The sequence below is a fragment of the Weissella halotolerans DSM 20190 genome (assembly GCF_000420365.1).
Lineage (GTDB): Bacteria > Bacillota > Bacilli > Lactobacillales > Lactobacillaceae > Weissella > Weissella halotolerans.
This window is the reverse complement of sequence record NZ_ATUU01000001.1, coordinates 229,067-250,687: the sequence shown is the minus strand read 5'-3', so window position 1 is coordinate 250,687 and position 21,621 is coordinate 229,067. Positions and strand designations below refer to the sequence as shown.

Annotated in this window: 23 protein-coding genes and 1 pseudogene; 22 read left to right on the top strand and 2 right to left on the bottom strand. The window is 41.4% G+C overall.

All coding sequences use genetic code 11. The features are described 5' to 3' along the window. Window positions 1–54 precede the first annotated feature (54 nt). The 5 genes from G414_RS0101265 (at window position 55) to G414_RS0101235 (ending at window position 3,247) form a co-directional block, all read left to right on the top strand. On the top strand, window positions 55–258 hold the full coding sequence (locus tag G414_RS0101265) for a hypothetical protein (protein ID WP_022791055.1): 204 nt from the start codon (window positions 55–57) through the stop codon (window positions 256–258). A gap of 326 nt (window positions 259–584) precedes the next feature. After that, window positions 585–812, top strand: a complete 228-nt coding sequence (locus G414_RS0101255) for a hypothetical protein (protein WP_022791053.1) — start codon at window positions 585–587, stop codon at window positions 810–812. 581 nt (window positions 813–1,393) lie between these two features. After that, on the top strand, window positions 1,394–1,633 hold the full coding sequence (locus tag G414_RS0101250; protein WP_022791051.1) for a helix-turn-helix transcriptional regulator: 240 nt from the start codon (window positions 1,394–1,396) through the stop codon (window positions 1,631–1,633). Between the two features lie 479 nt (window positions 1,634–2,112). Continuing rightward, window positions 2,113–3,030 carry a hypothetical protein gene (locus G414_RS0101240; RefSeq protein ID WP_022791049.1) on the top strand — a complete coding sequence of 306 codons (918 nt, stop codon included), beginning with the start codon at window positions 2,113–2,115 and terminating at the stop codon, window positions 3,028–3,030. A gap of 34 nt (window positions 3,031–3,064) precedes the next feature. Then, the gene (locus G414_RS0101235) at window positions 3,065–3,247 is read left to right on the top strand and encodes a hypothetical protein (RefSeq protein ID WP_022791048.1); all 183 of its coding nucleotides are present in this window, start codon (window positions 3,065–3,067) and stop codon (window positions 3,245–3,247) included. A gap of 56 nt (window positions 3,248–3,303) precedes the next feature. On the opposite strand, the gene G414_RS0101230 is transcribed toward G414_RS0101235, so the two are convergent. After that, window positions 3,304–3,726, bottom strand: coding sequence for a cytidine deaminase (locus tag G414_RS0101230; RefSeq protein WP_022791047.1), 423 nt, complete (start codon window positions 3,724–3,726; stop codon window positions 3,304–3,306). Window positions 3,727–3,838: 112 nt separating this feature from the next. Next, window positions 3,839–4,318 (bottom strand): HIT family protein, encoded by a 480-nt coding sequence (locus tag G414_RS0101225; protein WP_022791046.1) that lies wholly within the window; start codon window positions 4,316–4,318, stop codon window positions 3,839–3,841. 442 nt (window positions 4,319–4,760) lie between these two features. Between G414_RS0101225 and G414_RS0101220 the strand changes: the two genes are divergently transcribed. From G414_RS0101220 to G414_RS0101140, 17 genes and pseudogenes are all read left to right on the top strand, one after another. After that, window positions 4,761–5,693: a hypothetical protein gene (locus G414_RS0101220; protein ID WP_022791045.1), complete on the top strand. Its 933-nt coding sequence runs from the start codon at window positions 4,761–4,763 to the stop codon at window positions 5,691–5,693. Window positions 5,694–5,773: 80 nt separating this feature from the next. After that, on the top strand, window positions 5,774–6,481 hold the full coding sequence (locus tag G414_RS0101215) for an AzlC family ABC transporter permease (RefSeq protein WP_022791044.1): 708 nt from the start codon (window positions 5,774–5,776) through the stop codon (window positions 6,479–6,481). Then, entirely contained in the window at window positions 6,468–6,791 is a 324-nt protein-coding gene (locus tag G414_RS0101210) for an AzlD domain-containing protein (protein WP_022791043.1), read from the top strand. The genes G414_RS0101215 and G414_RS0101210 overlap by 14 nt, the downstream gene beginning before the upstream one ends. 54 nt (window positions 6,792–6,845) lie before the next feature. Continuing rightward, window positions 6,846–8,306, top strand: coding sequence for an MFS transporter (locus G414_RS0101205; protein WP_022791042.1), 1,461 nt, complete (start codon window positions 6,846–6,848; stop codon window positions 8,304–8,306). A 41-nt stretch (window positions 8,307–8,347) separates the two neighbouring features. Next, on the top strand, window positions 8,348–9,340 hold the full coding sequence (locus G414_RS0101200; protein ID WP_022791041.1) for a LacI family DNA-binding transcriptional regulator: 993 nt from the start codon (window positions 8,348–8,350) through the stop codon (window positions 9,338–9,340). A 192-nt stretch (window positions 9,341–9,532) separates the two neighbouring features. Next, window positions 9,533–10,288, top strand: coding sequence for a sugar phosphate isomerase/epimerase family protein (locus tag G414_RS0101195; protein WP_022791040.1), 756 nt, complete (start codon window positions 9,533–9,535; stop codon window positions 10,286–10,288). Then, window positions 10,281–11,579 (top strand): hypothetical protein, encoded by a 1,299-nt coding sequence (locus G414_RS0101190; RefSeq protein WP_022791039.1) that lies wholly within the window; start codon window positions 10,281–10,283, stop codon window positions 11,577–11,579. Before G414_RS0101195 ends, G414_RS0101190 begins: the two co-directional genes overlap by 8 nt. A gap of 17 nt (window positions 11,580–11,596) precedes the next feature. After that, window positions 11,597–12,559: a sugar kinase gene (locus tag G414_RS0101185; protein WP_022791038.1), complete on the top strand. Its 963-nt coding sequence runs from the start codon at window positions 11,597–11,599 to the stop codon at window positions 12,557–12,559. 2 nt (window positions 12,560–12,561) lie between these two features. Continuing rightward, window positions 12,562–13,188, top strand: coding sequence for an orotidine 5'-phosphate decarboxylase / HUMPS family protein (locus G414_RS0101180; protein ID WP_022791037.1), 627 nt, complete (start codon window positions 12,562–12,564; stop codon window positions 13,186–13,188). Continuing rightward, window positions 13,185–13,727, top strand: coding sequence for a 6-phospho-3-hexuloisomerase (gene hxlB / locus G414_RS0101175; RefSeq protein ID WP_022791036.1), 543 nt, complete (start codon window positions 13,185–13,187; stop codon window positions 13,725–13,727). The genes G414_RS0101180 and hxlB overlap by 4 nt, the downstream gene beginning before the upstream one ends. Window positions 13,728–14,001: 274 nt before the next feature. Further along, window positions 14,002–15,434, top strand: a pseudogene (locus G414_RS07075) (thiamine pyrophosphate-dependent enzyme). A 197-nt stretch (window positions 15,435–15,631) separates the two neighbouring features. Next, a complete protein-coding gene (locus G414_RS07470) occupies window positions 15,632–16,186 on the top strand; it encodes a TetR/AcrR family transcriptional regulator (protein WP_022791035.1) in 555 nt (184 codons plus the stop codon). Window positions 16,187–16,317: 131 nt separating this feature from the next. Then, window positions 16,318–16,821, top strand: a complete 504-nt coding sequence (locus tag G414_RS0101160; RefSeq protein ID WP_022791034.1) for a hypothetical protein — start codon at window positions 16,318–16,320, stop codon at window positions 16,819–16,821. Window positions 16,822–16,928: 107 nt separating this feature from the next. Beyond that, window positions 16,929–17,843, top strand: coding sequence for a hypothetical protein (locus tag G414_RS07065; RefSeq protein WP_155971905.1), 915 nt, complete (start codon window positions 16,929–16,931; stop codon window positions 17,841–17,843). A 234-nt stretch (window positions 17,844–18,077) separates the two neighbouring features. After that, entirely contained in the window at window positions 18,078–18,932 is an 855-nt protein-coding gene (locus G414_RS0101150; RefSeq protein ID WP_022791032.1) for a YitT family protein, read from the top strand. Window positions 18,933–19,160: 228 nt separating this feature from the next. Next, window positions 19,161–20,105, top strand: coding sequence for a LacI family DNA-binding transcriptional regulator (locus G414_RS0101145; RefSeq protein WP_022791031.1), 945 nt, complete (start codon window positions 19,161–19,163; stop codon window positions 20,103–20,105). A gap of 111 nt (window positions 20,106–20,216) precedes the next feature. Then, entirely contained in the window at window positions 20,217–21,560 is a 1,344-nt protein-coding gene (locus tag G414_RS0101140; RefSeq protein WP_027694476.1) for an SLC45 family MFS transporter, read from the top strand. Window positions 21,561–21,621: the final 61 nt, after the last annotated feature.

The following is a 21,621-nucleotide window of genomic DNA, read 5'->3' as shown; positions in this document are numbered from 1 at the left end:
TTAAACAGTAAAAATTTAAATGGGGAAAATGGTAGTTTAATCTAGGAGTAGTTTATGAATTGGGAAAAGATTATATTATATGTTTGTTCGGGAATGTTTTTAATTTTAAGTATTGGTTTTTTTGTATTAAACCGTGAATTGAATTTTGAATTACTGGCTGATGGTCATAGCATGAAATTAGAAGTTTCAAACACACTCGTATGTGCTTTCTTTGCGCTAGTGACATTTATTGCAGCCCATAAATTAAACGGTAAGTAGTTTTGCTTGGTGGCTAATTTGAGTAATCTTGAGATTAAGAAGCAATAATAGTGAATGGGAGAAAGCATTGCATGTTTAAAAAGATTATGAAAGAAATAAAGCGACGGCCCAGGTACTGGATAATGCAGCTACTAATTTGTGAGGTTGTCATGGTGCTAACTATGTGCCTTATTGGAGTGTTCTTTAACCGTTTTACTGATATGAGTACGACTGTGTTTTACCTTTTGATTCTAGGTCCAGTATGTACCATAAGCCAAGTGAGAACACAGCTTTTACAAAAAGACAGGAAACGATAGTTTGTAGGATTAAATAGAGGGGCGAGTAACGTGTTAAAAAGTGAATGGTCAGAAATAAAACATCGACCAAAATTTTGGGGACTCAGGTATCTTAAAGAGGTTTCAGCCGTAGTGATTGCACTAATAGTTGTAAATATAGTTACCCAGTTAAGTTTGTTCCATAATATTGGCTTTATTGTGCTGTTTAGTTTAGTAGCTGGGGCATTTACATTGATTGTAGATGTGAAGAAGTATTTACAGATGAGAAATGAAAAATAATCTAATTGCTTTATAAGATAGTAGACCTGCTATTAGTTATAGCTATGACTTGCATTTTCAATTTACTATGTATTGCTTAAAGAGGTAGGGATATGAATAAAAGGGCAATCATCTTATTGTTGAGCTTGAATGTTCTCTTGGGTATATGGAGTTGGGTGACAAACAGTGCGCGGTTATATCTACCTATGTCGTTGTTTATCTTTAGTTCAATGCTAACCTATTGGAGTACTAGTTCAGGCATTAGGACAGAGTATAAGATGCTCCGCTATAGCAGCCTAGTCTTGTTAAGCTTAGGGGTAGCATCTATGATTCTCTTAGCTGTTACGGTAGTAATGTGAAATAAGAAAAATAAGCTGTTTTTACCAGTGTAGTTTTTAATGTAGTTGGCTCGTTTGAATCAATGGGTTAAAGACGACAGTGATTCCGTTATCCTCAGTTAGGATAGCGGTTTTTTAATTTTGCCAAATTTAGGGTATAAAATTTTTGGGGGTTGACTGGCTAAGCAGGTATTGTGTGCCTGTTCGTATAAGTAAACTTTACTTTAAGTACAATATTGTTATACTTAGAAAAGGGGGTAGGCTATGAAAAAGAATTTTGGCGATGTGATTGACAATAAAGTATATGAATTTCGAGTTTTGGCACATTTATCACAAAAGGAATTAGCAGAGAAAGTAGGCGTTTCTAAACAAACGATATTTGTGATGGAGAAGGGAAATTATGTTCCAACTCTGTTACTGGCATTTAGGATTGCGTCTTTTTTTCATGTTGATATAACAGACATTTTTTCATATAAAATGGAAGGGAAAGCAAATGACAACTAAAAGTTTGAGCAGTGTACCAGGATCTTTCTTTTATTCAATAAAGGAGTGGTCTGAACAATCAATTGGAAATTACAATCAACTCATAGGTATTACTTTTTTTTTTTGTATTCTTAGTATTATTTTTTTGCTTTATTTTTGTCTAAAAATTGGTCGGAGTGACGAGCGAACGCTATTAATTAATTTGAAAGCTGCGTATGTCATGTTGATTGCCATTATCTTGTGTGACATAATCTTTCCACGCGAATATTTAGTAAATCAATTCTTTATGTTAAAGTATGGTATTGCTTGCTTTGCTAGTGGGATTTATTTAGCTCTAAAATATAGAAGTGAAGTAAAATGAATGAAACATTACCAGGCTTGTCGTGTTACCTGGTGAGCCCTACCTCATCTTGAATTTGATCCAGCAATAAAAGTTATCAGTGATGTGGGTCTAAAGTCCAAGAATACTGTCGGCGACGGGAATAACGGGGGATTTAAAAATGGGAAATTTAAATGATAAACCGTTAAAAACTCTGAAGAATAAAAGCGCTTCTTATGAATATGAGTATAAAAAAATAGGAGCGGAGCTTGAAAAAATAATCAGTGAAAAAGTTGGAATGGATGGTAAAGGCGGTCTATCATCGCTGTTGAGAACATGTAGGTGGTATGGACAGTATTATTACTTGGTATTAAAGATAAAATATTTTTCAAAAAAGATTGAAGAATTTAAATATCAGCGCTACAACTTGGGATATAGTGAATTGCTATATCGTTGTTTAGCGGAGTACAATACAATAAAAAGTCCAGCACCACCTTACTTGTATCTTCCATTAGTTCTATTAGGTTATATGGTAATCGTCCTTACACTTTTTGATATCTGGCAGTTAGCGAGTCCACTTACAGAGCTTATCTCTAATCATGAAATGAAGATAACTACTATAACCACGATAGGTAGGCGGTTAGCATTGGAAATCATCTGTATTTTGGCCATCATTTTAAATCTAAAAAAGATGCAAAAAAACAAGAAGTTATTCATAAAAAAAACTAACGAAGCCAATGAAAATATATATATCATGCTGAAAAAAGAGGACATTTCAGTAGTTCAATTTATTAGTGAAGAAATACGATATCAGCAAAGCAACGTAAATTTGAAGTTGTCTGATAAAATGCTAGTGATTGTCACTGCCTTTTCCGGATTGGCTGCGGTAGTTACACTGAGTTCAATGCTTCCATTTATTGTGAATTGGATGAGTGGTCAAGCCGGCAATATTGATAAATCAGTCATCATTGTAGGTTTATTAATTTCCTTTTTAAGCTTATTACCGTTGTTGGGGGCTAAATCATCGCTTAATAAACAACTATCTAGACTGATGGGGATTGTTTATACGATTCAGATAGAAAGTAGGGCAAAAAATTGATTTAAACACTAGAAAGAGTGACTGGAGGTGCTTTATGCGTATTGGAAGCTGGATAACATTATTTACAATCATTGGAACAGCGCTGACTATTTATAGTTTAGTGACGATTAAACCAAAGCATCAAACTGCTACGACAAAACAGAGACTAATAACATTAATGGGAATTTTATTGGTTGTTTTTGCTTTGGGAATGGCTGTTGGTAGTGAATTTAGTTAATAAAAAAGTTACCGGTATGTGAAGCCTATGGAACCAAGAAAATAGAGTGGGCGACTTTATGAACGGTAAGCATGTAACCAATGATAGGGTGTTAGTGATTTTAAAGTGGCGTAGGAGACTTCTTCACCTTTTGTATAAGTTTTATAAGGGTCAATAGTAATGGCGCATTCTACCTGGTCCCCCCACAAGTGCAATCGTTCCTGACAAACACCGCAGGGGGTAAGCACCTTGTATTCTGCGTTAGTCTCTTCTCGAATTAGGCATAGAGACGCTACAACTGTCTTTTTTAATTTAGCAGCCTCCAAATAACTCCCCAGCTCCATGCAGACAGATGAAGTTGCGTTTTCAAATTCGGGCGAGATGCTAGTTAAAATGGATCCGTCTGCTAGGAGGACGCCTGCGGCACCACCCCAATTCATGGGGTAATGAGTGTTAATGGTTGTTTTAACGGCTTCAAATAGGTTTTTCTTTGTAGTCATGGCTAAATCACCTTTTTATGTTTAATTGAGCATCTATGAGTTGGATAGGATCTTTTTTGTACGATTAAAAACGTGGTTGGTACAGGAAGTGAGCAAAATTCACATTTACAATTTAATTGATAGGCGGTGTAGCCCTGCCTAAGGAGATAAGTTCTTGAATTTTTAAGGATAGTTCTTTTTTTAAATGTGCATGTTTTGCATCGCTATAAGCATACTGACTATTTGTCCAATGGTCCTTGCTATATAGCCAAACAGGCATTATACGTCTTGGGGCCGGTTCATTGACGTAACGTGGAAAAATATGTGCATGTAAGAAGTTATCAGTATTACCTAAAATATCATAATTAATTCGTAATGGATGGCAAACACTTAATATTGCGTCACCAACAATACTCATTTCGGTTAAGAAATGGGCACGTTCAGGTAGTGTGAGTTCGTTTAATGACCTGACATGATGTTTAGGCAGCAAGACACAGTAACCGGGTAAAAATTGGGTGTCACCTAGGGCAACAAAGCTATGATTTAATTCTGCTATAACCATTGGGTTACGCCCTTTTAAAGCGGAACCTATTCTATCTTGTTTCCAATCCATAATTAGCCCTTTCAATCTTTAATTATTTTCTTAGCATTATATCATTTTTCAGAGCTGAATAGCGACCAATAAGCTTTATTAGATGATAATTTTATTAACCATATATGTTAATATGAGCTTGTCCATTTTAGTTAAAGATATGATGAGATTTGACATATTAGAGGTCAGTAGCGTATAACGCATAGCGGGAAGAGAATGGCATAAAGATAAAAACAGGTGTTCTCTGTTTAATGGTACAAGTCACTTTAGCGTGAAGATTGAAATGGGGAGCGAATTATACGTATGCATACTATGGTAATGAACCCATTGTTAGTTCAAGTGTTATATACTAGACATTAGGACTGTTTGGACGCTTTTTTGGGCCGACTATAAACTATGCCTTGAAAAAATAGCGTCATTACACCAAGTAGATTAAGATAAATGGTTAAAGAGGGATCAAGAAATGAAAAGTAGTGAGAAACTAGCTTTAGCTTTAGGGAGCGCTGTTTTAATTTTGGGAATTTTTATCACGGCCTATGTATCACATCAGCGGAGTATCAGTAATTATGTGCAGCAACAGCAAGCGGCTACTGATGCGCAGCAATTACAATCAACTCAGATGGCAACTCAGGCGGTGGCACGATTGAATGATCAACAAAAGATTGCGCTAGCCTTACTGCAACCCGCAGTTGCGAATATTTCTTCTAAGTCTGCTGATGAATTGTTGAATAATTTGCATACCATTCAACAGTTGCCAGGTGGCATGCAAGACGGCGCTGTGACTACAGTTAATGCGACCCTACTAAATAATCAGGTTGTAACGGATGCACCTGAAGGTACGCGAACTTATGGACTAGATGCAAGTTATGGCCCTAAAATGTATGCTACCATTAGTGGCAATACGATTTATGTCTTCTTAGGCCATGATACGCAAAGTTTTAAGAGTCTAAATGATAAAAGTAATATCAATTTAATTAAGGCTTCCCTAGTCGAACTGTACCAACAGTATGGTGACACGGATAAGTTCCGCGAATTCCAGAATTTAGTGAATATTCGTAAACCAGTGGCTATGATGCAGATGAATCCTAAGGTTGCTGCGGCCATGGTCTTATTGAATGTCACGCAAGGTAGTTTTGATACGGCCAATTTCCATGGTAAGTTGCGGTTGGTTAGTTTAAAGCCTGAAGAAAATAGTCAACATTATACGCAGGAGCTATCTGGATTTGATGGTAATAAGAAAATTGGAATAAAGTACAATGCGACGGACGTAGAGTTCTCTAGTTATGATGAGGAAACTAAGCAATACAAGTCAGCGGAGACCATCAAGATGACCGATATCTTTAATCGTTATGGTCGTGAACGGGTTCAAAAGATTATTGATATTTTACCTAAATAAGTTCCAGCTGGTTCCAAATACCCAAAACGCCTGTAGATGGCGGACCTTGGGTATTTTTATTAATGATAAGGGGGAAGGCGATGAATACAGCGTTAACTAAATCAGTTGCACTTCGTGAAACATTACCAACCGTGTTTGGTTATATTGGGATTGGCATCGCTTTTGGTGTCCTAGGACATGCCGCTGGCTTATCCTTAGGGTTGGTTGTCTTAATGTCACTCATCACCTATGCTGGGTCCGCACAGTTTGTGGCAGTGAGTATGTTGGCAGGTGGAAGCTCCATCTTATCAATCATATTAGCGGTTTTTTTGATCAATTCGCGTTTCATTTTGATGAGTATGTCCGTTGCTCAATATTTTAAAAAAGAAAGTACCATGAAAAATATCGTGCTCGCTAGCTTGCTGACCGATGAAAGCTATGCTTTAGCAATGAATAAAGTCAATTACACTCAGGGCCAATTATCCTTTGAGTGGTTGAATACGGTAAATCTAATTTCGTATGGCATTTGGGCGGGGGCTTCCGGGCTGGGTGCCTGGTTAGGTACAACAATTCGTCATCCAGAAGCACTGGGCTTAGATTTTGCCTTGGTGGCAATGTTTATTGGCCTTGTTTATCTCCAACTTATTTCAGATCGCCAATTAGGTTACGGACTGCAGTTGGTGATGATTGGTCTGACCTTGGTCTTAGTTTATGGCGCCCTGATTTTTATTCCAAAAAATTTTGTCGTCTTAGTCGTAACCTTGCTTGCTTGTGGAATAGGAGTGCTATTAAAACATGTCAGAAACTAGTCGCGTGATTTTAACTATTTTTGGAACGGGGTTGGTGACCTGGTTATCACGGGTCTTGCCTTTTGCGGTCCTGAAAAAAATACGGTTACCAAAAATTGTCTTGGAGTATCTGAGTTTTGTGCCTATTGTCAGTATGTCAGCCTTATGGTTTGATAATTTATTCATTCAGCATCTGGGGCAAGTACCAACAGTGAATGTCGATTATCTTTTGGCAACGTTTCCGGCCGTTGTCACTGCCGTCATGACTAAAAGTTTGCTAGCCGTCGTTTTAGTGGGCATGGCGGCATTAGCCCTAATTCGGTATTTATAAACGAACGTTCATTCAGTTATATACAAAATTGATTAAAGGAGTGTGGAACAAGAGATGTCTGAGCAGCAGCGAAAATGGGTGTTAGTGGCCATCTTTATGGCGACGTTTATGTCATCAGTGGAGATTACGGTGGTGACGACGGCCCTGCCAACGATTATCGGTGACTTAAACGGGATTGCTATGCAAAGCTGGGTCTTTACGGCTTACCTGCTGGCAACGGCCATTACAACCCCAATTTATGGTAAGTTAGCCGATCAATTGGGAAGAAAGCCGGTTTTTATTGCTGGTTTAGTTTTCTTTACTGGTGGATCACTTTTATGTGGTCTAGCACCAAACATGATCACCTTGATTATGGCTCGGACAGTCCAAGGCTTAGGAGCAGGGGCCATTATGCCCATTACGAATACCTTAATTGCGGATATGTTTTCTAATCAGCAGCGGGCCAAGATGTTGGCCTTTAATAATACCGCTTGGGGAATCTCAGCCTTGGTTGGGCCAATGTTAGGTGGCTTTTTGGTTGATCAATTTAATTGGCACTGGATCTTTTTTATTAATGTTCCACTAGGGCTGGTAGTTTTAATACTCATACTAAGCTTTTATCGGGAAACGAAACCGGCTAATCAAGCTGGAACTTTTGTTTTTGACCTGAAAGGGTCCAGTTTATTAGCACTCTTTTTAATTAGTTTGTTATTAGCCTTTCAAGCATTGGGCGCACAAAGGGTAAATTGGGTTGCAGAAAGTTTGCTTTTGTTGGTCTGCATACTAAGTGCCTGGTCCTTTTTACAGGTTGAACGGCAGGTTGCTAATCCGATTATTGACTTAACAATTTTTAAAAATCAAACCTTTAGTATTCAAATCCTGACGGCGTTATTATTGAGTGGGGTTCAATTTGGTTTTCAGGTCTACTTTCCAGCCTGGTTGCAAGCCATTTATCACTTACCGGCTGCCTTAGCAGGCTTAGTGGTAACTCCAGGCCCCATTATGTGGTTAGTAAGTTCCTTTTTAGTGGGCGGCTTGTTACGCCGTTTTGCCCCCAAGTACATTAGCATGGTTGCCATCATTATTTTAATGGTTGCATATTTGCCACTAGCACTGGTAGAACAGTTACCAATATGGTACTTTTATCTCGTTGCCGGTATCTCTGGGGCCGGAGTCGGGTTAGTGATTACAGCTAATACAGTGGTTTCACAACAAATCGTAGGCAATCAGCGAATTGGAATGGCTTCATCGATGTTAACCTTGGGACGAACCTTAGGGCAAACAATTCTAACGGGGAGCTACGGGCTGATTTTCAATCTATCAGTTGGCTTGCAGGTGAAGCACTATCCGCAAATTCATTTGGCGATGTTAAACCAATTTGTGGATGGCGCTGGTCATTTCACTAGTCAGGTTCAGACCCTCTTATCGCAAATGGTCTTGCAGGCATACCATCATATTTATGCCTTAGTCATCGTCGTATTAGTGTTAGCTTGGTTGGTTAATTTAAGAGATCCACAACATGAGATTGTCCAATAACTTCGTGGTGATATGGGATGCAGAAAAAGGGGTAGTGCAAGATGGCAGAATCAAAAAAAGTGAATATTAATGATATTGCCGAGCGGGCCGGCGTAAGCATTGCGACGGTATCACGTTTTTTACATGGACATTTAGAAAAAATGTCTGACAAGACAGCAGCCCGTATTCAGGCGATTATTGAAGAGCTGAACTACATTCCAAATGCTTCTGCGGTGCAATTAATGACCCAGCATAGTGGTTTAATCGCAGTGATGGCTGCTGATGTGGATGATTACTTTTCGACTGAATTTTTTAAAGGGGCTGTGTCAATCTTAGAGACAGCCCACTATACGGGCGTGCTCTTTGATGCTAATGCGGATATAGATTATGAACAGCGGCAGTTAACTACGATTGGTCGCCAGAACTTTGACGGTTTAATTATGCAGCCACTCACGGCCAGTAGCCAACAGATGCAGACTGCCTTAACCCGTAATTTACCAGTGGTCTTGGTAGACCGTGATCTAGATGAAACGATTTACGATACCGTCGTGACTGATAATTATGTGGCTGCGCGTGATGTAGCCCTATATTACCAAGCCCATGGCGTTGAATCGGTCATTGTTATTTCAGAACCGTTAGCCAAGGTATCAACCCGTAAGGAACGTTTTGCAGGCGTTCAATCGGTCTATGCAGACGTAACCTTATTAGAAGTTGATGCCAACCATGTACGTAGTGAACTATTAGTAACGCAACTGGTTGCTGATGTGCACCAGCAGGGTAAAAAAACATTGGTTTTCTTTTTCAAGGAACGGTTGATGTTGGATATCATGCCCTTTTTCGTTCGCAAACAGGCCCTGAGTGAAGATTTACAGCTGACTGGTTTTTCTGATACTAAACTAGCCCGTGATTTAGACCCCCATGTTCGATTAATTGAACAAGATCCTTTTCTCATGGGAGCGACAGCGGCCGAATTGTTAGTCGCTAAATTGACTGCTGATGGGGTAAGTGATCAGGGAGATGCTAAAAAAATTGTCATTCCCGCCACCTTTAGTTAAAAATAACTGTACAAACACCTCGCTGAGGTGTTATTATTTTCACGAAAGGTTAAGCGCTTTCCTTTATTTTCCTAAAACACAACCTAAGGGATGAGCTAGGTTGGAATTTTTGGCACTGAACTGGGTAATCTTATATGGAGGGTTAATCTTTAATTTTGACGAAAAGTAGGCATTATACCTAGGAGAAATATTATGGCTAAATTATTTTTAAATACATGGGTCTTTTTAGACCAGATAAAAGCTGGTAGGCAGCAGGCCGAACTAGTACCGTTGGTTGCACACTTGGGTGCAAGTGGAATCGAAATTCGACGTGAGTATCTGCAAGATAGACAAGCAGAGCTGCCAAAAATTCGTGAAGCTACAAACAAGTACCAGTTAGCGCTGGCGATGAGTATACCGGATGAATTATTTGTGGATGGTCAGCTCAACCCAGAACTACCAACCTATATCGCTGAACTTAAGCTGGTTGGGGCTAGTAAGGCTAAGTTCAACTTAGGTGACTTTAGCCACTTTAAAGGGGACTTGGTAGCGGCTTTCGCCAACTGGCCTGATGATATTGCTTTAAATATTGAAAATGACCAAACAGCAACGAGTGGGCAGGCTGAGCCGATTGCTAACTTTTTGCGGGCTGCCCAGAAGGAAGACCTTAAAATCGGCTATGTTTATGACTTAGGTAATTGGGCCTATACAAAGGGAGATGCAGTTGCAAGTGCGAAGTTGTTGGCTCCTTGGACCGACTATATTCATTTAAAAAATGTTGCAGAAACACCAGCTGGTTTAGCCGTGACAACAGATTTAAATCAGGGTCTCTTCGACTGGCGCCAAATTTATCGTATTTTAGGACATGACAAGGATGTTGCATTGGAATTCCCCATGCCTAATCAAGAGGTTATGGCGCAACAAGTGGCAGTTTTGACTGCAGAAGGAAAGGACCAGAGCCATGCTTAATACTATTATTGCGCTCCTATTACTGCTGACTTTTGTAGGCTTTATTGTCTACATCTTTAAGAGCGGTAATTTGATGATTGGCTTTTTCATCATGGCCCTTTTATGGTCCTTAATTGGGTTGTTACCGTTTGACACCTTTATTCAAAAAGTCATTACCGAACCGGCGCTGGGCTACGCACCAACGATTGTGTATATCATCTTTGGTTCTTGGTTTGGCCGGGTGTTAGTTGACTCCGGAATTGCACCAGCTATTTCAGCTCGTACCGCCAAAGCGGGTCAAAAAAATGTCATGTTGGCTGCTATCTTTGTTGTTTTGGTAACACTTCTTATCTTTACTAGCGCCTACGGTGTTGGCTCAGTCATTGCCATAGGTGTGATTTTATTACCCATTTTGCTATCCTTAGGAATTCCACGGCCGGTTGCATTAACTGCTTTTTTGATGACGATTGGTGGTGCAATGTACTTAAATCCAGTCTTATTCAATCAAATTAAGGTGTTCTTTCCAGCGGCTAGTTTTAGTGGTGATTACCTCATATTTGGTATGGCGGCAATGGGAGTGCAAACATTGGCAGTCATTGGGTATTTGTATTTCCACCGTCATCAGTTTGATGCCCATCAAGCAGCTAAAAATCTAGCCATTATTGGAGCTGATGATCAAGAAATTGGTGGTGGGTTGGCACACTTACCAGTCGTGGCCTATGCGATTCCCTTGGTGCCCGTGCTTGTTAATTTGCTTTTTAAGTGGGATGCGATTCCGTCACTATTGCTAGCCACCTTATTGGCCATGCTGGTCACTGGTAAAATGAGACACTGGAAGTCTTTTATCACCTTTTTGAATGACACTATCCAACAAGCGATTAGTGATATTGCAGGTTTGATTATGTTTTTGATGGCCTTAATTATGTTTGCCGGTGCGGCTCAACTTAATGCAAGCCGTTTTGAAGGCTTACTCACGGCGATTATTCCTCATAATATTTGGCTCTTAGCTTTAATTTTAGGTTTGGCAGCGCCCTTGGCTCTATTTCGTGGTCCCTTACATGTATGGGGGGCTGGCGCAGCGACGGCGGCCGTCTTAGCCAGCACGGGCCTCTTTCCGGATGCCATTTTGCTTCCCCTAATGTATGTGCCTAGTTTATTGGCCGTTTCGACTGATTTGACCCAGTCTTGGAACGTTTGGGGAATGGAGTATATGAAGGTTGATGGCCGGACCCTGTTGAAAGAAGGAGTACCAGTGATGTGGGTGGTATCCATTATTAATGTCATGTTAGCAGTTTTGCTAATTCACTTTTAAGTTAAAGGAGTAAAATCATGAGTGAGTTTTTAACAATCGGTGAGCCTGTTGTCACCTTTATGTCCACTAACCCGGATGCTAGTTTGGTTGACACGCGAGATTATTTTAAATTATTAGGGGGAGCTGAGTTAAACGTCGCAATTGGTGTACAGCGGTTGGGCCATTCGGCTGAATATATTAGCCGCTTAGGTAGTGATCCACTTGGTCAGTTCGCTAAAAAAACCATTTTAGAGCATGGCGTTAGTACCCACTATATTGCTGAAGATCCTGAGCACTGGACTGGTTTTCAACTCAAACAGCTTGTGACGCAGGGGGATCCGGCTACCTTTAATTATCGGGCTGGTTCGGCTGCCACCTACTTAGATGATGCCTTTATTGATCAGGTAGATCTTAGTGGGGTTAAGATTGCACATATGTCGGGTATATTTCCAGCCCTTTCGGCCACGACTAACCAGGCCTTTCGTCACTTTTTAAAACGGCTGCAGGAGGCGGGAACTTTTATTACCTTTGATCCAAATTTACGTCCGGCTTTGTGGCAAGATGATGAACGGATGATTACTGATATTAATACTTTTGCCCAGACTGCAAACATTGTTATGCCGGGAATCAACGAAGGGTTGATTTTGACTGGCAGTGATAATCCGGAGACGATTGCTGATTTCTATTTGCAGAGTCCAAAGACCGAGGCGGTTATTGTAAAGTTGGGTCCAGCAGGGGCTTACGTGAAGTGGCAGGATGGCCAAGTCAAGACGGTACCTGGTTTTACTGTAAACCAGGTAGTTGATACCGTTGGTGCGGGTGATGGTTTTGCACTAGGGGTGATTACTGCCCTGTTGGAAGGTGCGTCCTTAGATCAGGCCATCATTCGTGGTAACGCCGTTGGCGCCTTGCAAGTCCAAACACCAGGGGATAATGACGGTTATCCAACACCAACTGAGTTAGCAGCCTTTTATGAACAGGAAGAAATGGGAGAAAAATAATAATGAAAATACAAGTAGCAATTGATCGAGTTGATTTAGCCCGGGCAACAGTTTTGGCTAGTCAGTTAGATGGGCTAGTTGATCGCATTGAATTGGGAACCTCGCTAATCAAAGATTATGGACTGTTTGCTTTAGCTGACATCAAGGCGCAATTAAACCATGCCACACTGGTGATGGATATTAAGACGATCGATGAAGGTGTCTATGAATTTAAGCAAGGCTATGCAGCCCAAGCAGATGTATTGACGGTCATGGGGACAGCCGACTTGGCGACAATTCAGGCCGTCTATGACGTCGCCCAAGAGGCAGATAAGGAAATTTTTATTGATCTTCTCAATACGAATAAGGAACAAATTAAGCAATTATTGCCGTTTACTAACGCAACCTTTGGGTTACATCATTCCCATGACAATGCCCGCCAATTTGAAGCGGCCGATGCGGTGAAGGCCTTCCATCAAGAATTTCCAACGATTCGCCATATTGCAGTAGCAGGTGGCGTAACTTTAGAACAGGTCAAAAAATTAACGGCGGATGGCATTGCTGAGGTGGCAATAGTTGGCGGTAAGATTGTTGGCCAACCTAATCCAGTAGCAGCAGCTAAGACATTTCAGGAGGTAACAAAGAAATGACATTAATTCAAGAAGTAATGGACGAAATTAACGGCGTAATGGGTAAGGTTAAGGAAGAACAATTAGACCAAGCAGAACAGCTTATTCAAAAAGACCGGCGTATTTTTGTTTTAGGCGCCGGAAGGTCTGGCTTAATGGTCAAAGGCTTTGCCATGCGATTAATGCATATTGGCTACACTGTCTATGTCATTGGCGAAACCATTACGCCTTCGATTGCACCCGGCGATGTCTTGGTCGCAGTTTCTGGTTCAGGAACTACAGGTAGCGTTGTCGAACCTGCAACTAAGGCTGCTAACAATGGGGTGGCAGTGATTGGGGTAACCAGTACAGGAGATTCGCCCCTGGCCAAAATTAGTTCAGCGGTCATTATTGTCCCTGGAGCAACCAAAGCTAAGAATTCAGTTAAATCTATGCAGCTCTTGAGTACACTATTTGACCAAACGGTTCATATTACCCTAGATGTCTTAGCTTTAAAGTTAAGCCGACGTGACCATACATCAAATGCAAGTGCTAAGGCGGCCCATTCAAATATGGAATAGGCAGAGAAGTGTTTAATCATAAGGGGCTAAGTTCCCTTAGCCCCTTATAGCGATTTTTTGTGAAATCGGTAACCATTTGTGAAAAAAAGAGGAGGAAAGCTTCCTTTCAAGACTAACAACCCCCGTTATGAAGCGCTTTCAAAAAAATACCCCCTTGTGATTGTAAGCGTTTTCAAATGGCGCTATAATATGTTCTGTAAGTTACCGCGGGCCAGTAAAGTGACGCGAGGCAACAAATAAAATTAATTTGTTGAGATGTGAAAGGTGGAGAACAATGACTGACACACAAAAGACGGTACCAGCTAGTGTAGCAATGTTGAAAGTTTTAGAGGCTTGGGGCATTGACCATGTGTATGGTTACCCTGGTGGTTCCTTTAATTCAACGATGGCGGCCTTGGATAATCAAAAGGATAAGATTGATTATATTCAAATTCGTCATGAGCAGGTTGGGGCCTTGGCCGCAGCTGCTGATGCTAAGTTGATCAATTCCTAGACATGGTTAAGGCAGCTAAGCGACCGGTCATTCACGTGGGCCGTGGAATTAAGGCTGGTGGTGAAAAATTAGTAGAGTTATCCAAGAAACTACAAATTCCACTGGTGATGACGGGCTTAGCCAAGGGGCTGATTCCAGATGACTATGAGGGTAATTTAGGTACTTCTAATCGTGCTGCCTCTAAGGCTGCCGATGAAATTATGGCGGTGGCAGATTTGCTCATTGTGATTGGGGCCGATTTCCCATTTGCTAAGTTAGTTTATAAGACCCATGACTTTAAGTTTGTTCAGGTCGATGTCGATGAGGCACAGTTTGGCCGTCATCATTTCTTGGACCTTGGTATTTGGTCTGATGCCACTTCCTTTGTTGAAAAGGCGCTAGACCGGAGTGAAGCGGTACCAGCATCTCCTTACTTCAAAGCAGCAGCGGCTGATATGCAAAACTGGAAGGAATACTTAAAGATGCTGGAAAACCAGGATAAGGTTCCTATGCAGGTAGCGCCAATCTATAAAGAAATTAATGCTGTTTCAACGGACGATGCTATTTACTCCATTGATGTTGGTGATAACATTATTAATAGTTTCCGCTTCTTAAAGTTAACCCCTAAGAATAAGTGGGTGATTTCCGCTCTCTTTGCCTCAATGGGATCCGGTATTCCAGGTGCAATAGCCGCTAAGTTAAGCTTCCCAGACCATCAAGTCTTTAATATTGCTGGTGATGGCGCCTTTTCAATGGTGATGCAAGACCTGTTAACTGAAAAGAAGTACGGTCTTGGCATCATTAATGTAGTGACATCAAATGAAACGTTAAACTTTATCAAGAGTGAGCAAGATGATTTGCCAATTGACCATCATTCAGGTATCAACCTGGCCGGTCAGGACTTTGCCATGATTGCTAAGGGCATGGGCGTCGACTCAGTAACGGTAACTAAGCCAAGCGACTTACCAGCCGCCTTTGCCAAGGCAGTTGAAGTCACCAATGCTGGTCAACCTTTCTTAATTGATGCTAAGATCAGCGCTGACCGTGGTTTGCCAGTTGAAGAGTTACAGTTGAAGCAAGAAAACGGCCACTTTGTCGAGACTGTTGACCCAAGTTACAACTCAAATGGGGATCAAAAGCCCGTTAAGTCGGTAGCAGAATTCTTTGCTGACTATGATGGACAAGATTTAAAGCCTTTGCCTGAGTTCTTTGCCGAATATGATGTTAAAGCATAGGTAGATGTGGATTGACTGAATAAGTTTTATAAAAGATGGTGTAATCATGAATAGTGGTTACACCTTTTTTTATAAAGGTCACAAGTTAATGATTGTTTTGTTACGGCAAGGGTTTAGTTGACGAAATAAGGTATAATGAAAAAATAGAAAGTAAGTAAGGGTGACTATGAATCAGCCCTAGAAAGTTTAGGTGAACGATGGATCGGCGAATTGAGCGGACGAAGGACCTCCTAAAACAGGCCCTGTTGTCCTTATTAGCAGCGCAAGACATGAAGGATATTTCGGTGACTGAAATTACAGAGACGGCCAATGTCGGCCGTTCGACTTTCTATCGCTATTATCGGGATGTAGAAGACTTAGTAAAGCAAGTTGAAGCAGAATTAATTGCGGATATTGTGGCGATATTACAGGCGGGGGCTGATGATGAACGAGGAAAGTTTGATCACCCCTACATTATTCATGAAACCTTTACCTTTATGGAAAACTACCGGACAGCCTTATTAACCTTGGCTGAACGGGATGAGACCTTTTTGAAAGAGTTAAAAGCACAATTAACCCAGGCGGTTTGTCAGATTTTGGGTATCCAAACCCAGGAACGACACCGATGGTTTGAAAACACTTTTTTTGTAAGTGCCATGGTGGATACGGTGTTTTATTGGATGGCCGTTCCTGACTGGTTAACTCGGGAAGAAATGGAGGCTTACCTCTGTGATTCCTTGGCCCGCCTATTTCCTGTCAAAACTGATTACTAATAAATAAAGAGCCCCTCTTAGGAGGGGCTCTTTTAATTAGCTAGGAAAGTCTAGGCCTTTCCGCTGTATATCCGCGATAGTATGATAAAATTAATGTGAATATAATAGGTTTGATAAGGGGAGTAGCTAAAGTGAAGAAGACATGGTGGAAATATGGGTTAGTTATGGTGGTGTTAGTGGGACTGGGCCTTAGTTTAGGCTGGCAGTTGGGCAGCCATCAACAAGAATCAGCCAAAGAACAAAAGCAGGCTGAGCAAACTACATCAAGCAAGGCTGAGAAGCAAAAGGATAAAAAGGCCACACAGGAAGACAAGGGGCAGTCGGCTAGTGAGCCTGAGCAAACTAAGGCTAGTAGTGAGCTGAGCGCAACTGAATCAGATAATGCGGTTAGTTCAAGTAGCCAAACTGCTGTTATCCAGAATGGACAGGCGGCAGCAGACTTGATTGAACAGGCTGACCGTAACCGCGGTGCAGATACTAGCCAAGTTCTCTATGACGGTTATGCCCGTCAGGATGGAACGTTTGGAGTAAATGTCCGAAGTAAGGCTATGGTCCAGCAGGGTGGATCTGGTACCGTCGATATTTATATCGTCTATCCCGATGGTAGCTATGAGCATGCGCCGGCATATCGGTAGACCAAATTGGGAATTAGTAGATATTTGGGTGAAAGAGGATATCGATGCTGCAACCGAGAAAGCAGCAAACAGGATTGTTGAGTTTTTTTGTGTAGGGAGATAGGGTAGTGAAAAGGAAAATTACTATCAGTCTTATGCTTATCACGTTAGTTTTATTTATCGTAGGTGGTGCTAAGGTTGAATATGATAAGAATAATGACAAGGATTCTTCAGCGGTAGAAAAAAGCAAATCAACAACTTCAAGTAAGAAAAGTGATGAAATTAGCCTAGTTGGAATTTTTTATTCATCATCAGGTGAAACTGCGGATATCCAGTCAGTAGGAGAAAATAAATGGGAAATTACCTACTCAACATCAGATGGAAACGTTACGGGAAACTTTAAAACTAAGTGGCAAAAGGTGGGGGAATTATATAAGTCGACATCATTGATGGAGAAGTCTGATGGTTATTCGGGATTTAAAGTTTCTGTAGAGTATGAAACGCCAGAAAATATAACAATCACGATGTCTGATGGAAATGTTTCTCATCAAATGGTGTTCACGAAAGAAAAACCAGCGACAAATGCCAAGTATACTGCAGTTCTTAAAGGTGACCTGTCAGCATTTGAAGGTCAGTTTTCAAATGATACGTTTAACAAAACAATCGTTGATTCTGGCTTTACTTATGGCGGATACTCTCCCGAAGATTATTACAATAATCGGACAACGGTATTCCCATCAATTAGGAAAAATGGTTATTGGAATGGGATTACCTCGCATGGTAATTTTGTGGTGAAGTCCTCTGATTTGCCAAAACAAGTAAATGGATATTATGAAGTTCATGTTTATGGAGCAAACTCGGGTGCAAATAACGCAACATTGACTTTCTTCTTAGTTCCGCCAAAAGTCAAAGGTCCGGATGGAACGGTGAGTGATGAAAAACGAGTATTTCAAAAGGATGCTGATGGAAAGCCACATTTACTTGAGTATCAAGAACCACAATGGTGGAAGAAGTATCAGGATATATCCACTTTAACTTCTTAATTAGTAGCAAAAACGGATCATATGTCCATCGTGCTAATTGATGGAGTGCAATTAACGAAATTAATGCTGGATTATCAAGTTGGTGTACAGGTGAGGGCCAGTTATACCTTATTTGAGGTAGATGAGGACTTTTTCGATTTCACGGACTAGTTTTCATTTTTCTCCCTTTTTTATGTCTGCTTCTAGTTCAAACTGCTAAACTAGTGAGAGAAGTTAACTTGGAGGAGTCGGATTATGCAACAAAGCACAACCAAAATTTTAGCTAGCATCAAACATGGTGGTTTGGTGCTGGTGGGGTTAGAGTTGATTGCCCTGGCTATCAACTTTTTTTATGCCCCAATTGACGTAGCAGCCGGTGGGGCCACTGGGATTGCGATTCTTTTAAACGCCACCTTGGGTCTCAACCGAGGGCTAACGGTTTTAGTAATCAACCTCTTAATGATTGGCCTGGCCTGGTTCTTTTTGGATCGACACGTCGTGAAAAATATCATCTTTGGGAGTTTTATGTTACCAGTCTTACTAGATATTACGCCTAGCTTTCAAGTCGTCGATGATAGTCTTTTGGCAGTCATTATTGGGGGCGCGGTCTTTGCCTGTGGAGTGGCCATGCTTTTTCGGCTGGAATCATCTGCAGGAGGGACAACGGTCCCACCGCTTATCATAAAAAAATATTTTAAAATTAATCCAGCCTATTCCTTATTAGCGATTGATTTAATAATTACCTGCTTCAATTTGGTTGTAGCCGGGACAAATGCCTTCTTTTTAGCCGCTTTTTCCTTAGTTATCACCTCCTTTGTGATGCGACGCATCGAGAGTGGTTTGGATTTGAAGCAGCAAGTTAGTATTATTAGTCAGCACCACATTGGGGCAATTAAGAATCAATTGCTGGCTGAAAACCAAAGCGTAACCATTTTTGATATTCGGGGTGGTTATCAACAAGGTGATAATGAATTGCTGATGGTTATTGTTGATAGCCAAAACTATGGTCATTTATTAAAACTAATTAAGCAAATTGATCCAAATGCCTTTATTATTACGACGAATGTGACCGAATCACATGGTGGCACCATGCGCTTCCGCGAAATTTAAGTACAATCTAATTAAGTAAAAAGCGTTTCCAAGCTAAACTGCTGGGGAACGCTTTTTTAATGTCGGCGGTAAGTGAACTGTTTAAAAGCATAATAATCCTATATTAGAGTGAGGTTGACGGCCGCTTTATTCCTGTGGTCAGTCTTTTTATTTGCCCAAGAATATGGCATACTTGTGAAAAAAGAAAACGCTTGCATTTAGTATTGCTAAACAGAAGGAGGAGAAGAGATGGCGACGTTAGCTGATGTGGCTAAACTGGCCCATGTTTCGAAAATGACGGTCAGTCGGGTGTTGAATCATCCGGAACAGGTATCTGAAACCGTTAAACAGGAGGTGACCGCAGCGATTGATGCACTAGGGTACCAACCCAACGTTAAGGCTAAGGCCTTGGTAACCCAACAAAACTATATCATGCGCTTTGTGGTCTTAGAGGATGTAGCCACAGTGGAACCAAATTATGCCATTTTGTTGCTACAACTGGCAGACCTTCTGCGGGGGGCAGGCTATACCCTAGAGATTACGCGGGAGATAGCAGCAACTGATCATGTTGACGGGTTAATTGTTACCGGTTGGCGTCAAAAGGATATTCCAGCCTTAGAAGCCTTAACGGTACCGGTCATGTTATATGGACGTGCACCAGCCGCCTCTTCCTTGTCCTTTATTGATATTGATAATCAAGCCGGAACAACCTTAGCGACGCAGACCTTGCTTGATGAAGGGTATGAACACATTTATTTTGTGGGCCTGGCTAGTGACATGCCCTTTGCTAAGGATCGTAAACGTGGTTATGAAGAAGTGATGCAAAGGGCAAAGCGGCCGGTGCATATCCTATCCGTGGCCAACCATTCACATGCTGCTGCTAAGGCGATTGACGACATAGGTGAATTAAGGCCAAATACGGGCTTTGTAGTGGCTACGGACCGGATGGCCTTGGGGGTGATTCGCGCTCTCCAGGCTCAGCAAAAGGCGATTCCAACTGACTTTGGGATTATTGGATTTGATGGTATCTTTATTGATCAGTTAAGTTCGCCACTATTGTCAACGGTACAGCAACCTTTGGCTGACATTGCTCGGGGATTGGTTGACGGATTATTAACCTTGCGCCAAACAAAGGAACGCCAGGAAATGTTTGTGGCACCAAAACTAAAATACCGGGGAACGACCCGACAATGATCCTGTTATCGTTAACATAATGAAAACGCTATCATTAAGACTTTTGTTTAGTTATAATCAGTTTTGTAAACGTTTACAGAATAAATAATAAACAAAATGAGGTGTTTGATGATGACTAATAAACAAAGGGGTAGTGGTTTACCTAATCTACCACTTAAGACAATCTGGATGTTGAGCTTTGGTTTCTTAGGGGTGCAAATGGCCTTTTCGCTACAAAGTTCCCAGATGGGTCGAATTTTCCAAACCTTGGGCGCCGACCCAACTAAGTTAGGGTTCTTCTTTATTTTGCCACCGCTGGTTGGCCTATTCGTGCAGCCTATCGTGGGGTACCTATCTGATCGGACCTGGACCAAGCGTTTTGGCCGTCGGATGCCTTATCTTTTAGGTGGGGCAGCAGTTTCGGTGATTGTCATGTGTCTTTTGCCAAATGCCGGTAACTTCGGTTTTTCAACGACCATGGCTCTTTGGTTTGGAGCAACGACGATTCTTTTCATGGATTTAAGTTCAAATGTGGCGATGCAACCCTTTAAGATGGTTGTTGGCGACATGGTAAATGAAGAACAAAAGTCGTACGCGTATTCAATTCAAAGTTTTCTGTCTAATACCGGTTCCGTCCTAGCCACGGTCTTTCCTTTCCTGTTGACCATCTTAGGGGTAGCGAATACAGCACCTAAGGGGCAAGTACCAGCTTCAGTGACCATTTCATTTTATGCCGGCGCAGCTATTCTAGTCGTTTTTTCATTAATTGCCGTCTTTAATGTGAAGGAATATGATGACGCTACTTATGAGCGTTATCATGGTCAGCCTCTAAATACGCCCAATGATGGTCAGGGAGGCTTCTTGACCTTGTTGAAGCGGGCACCTAAGGTCTTCTGGACGGTCACGGTGGTCCAGTTCTTCTGTTGGATGGCCTTTCAATATCTATGGACCTATGGTACAGGGGCCGTTGCTGAAAATGTCTTTAATGCAACGGATCCTGCCAGTGCAGGTTACCAAAATGGTGGAAACTGGTTTGGTTTGATGTCAGCGGTTTATGCCATCGCGGCAGTGATTTGGTCCTTGGTCCTATCAAAGATTCCAGCCCATAAAAACAAGTTTGGTTATGCTCTTTCCCTAACCTTAGGTGCGCTTGGCTTTATGTCCACGTACTTTGTTCATTCACAGTATCTTTTGATTATTTCTTATAGCTTAATTGGGATTGCCTGGGCAGGCATGATGGCCTATCCCTTTATTATGGTAACCAATGCGTTGTCTGGCGATCACATGGGCACCTACTTAGGCCTGTTCAATGGGTCAATTTGCTTACCACAAATTGTGGCTTCAGTCTTAAGCTTTGCCATTTTCCCACTGGTTGGTTCTAGTTTCCCAGCCATGATTTTGGTAGCGGGTGGTTTGATGTTGCTAGGGGCCTTGTCGGTTGCTCTGGTTCATGAAACACATGGTAATAGTAACTAAAACGTTTGTATAGAAAGTAACTAAGATTAACAGTGCCTTAACACACAAGAAAGTAGAATAG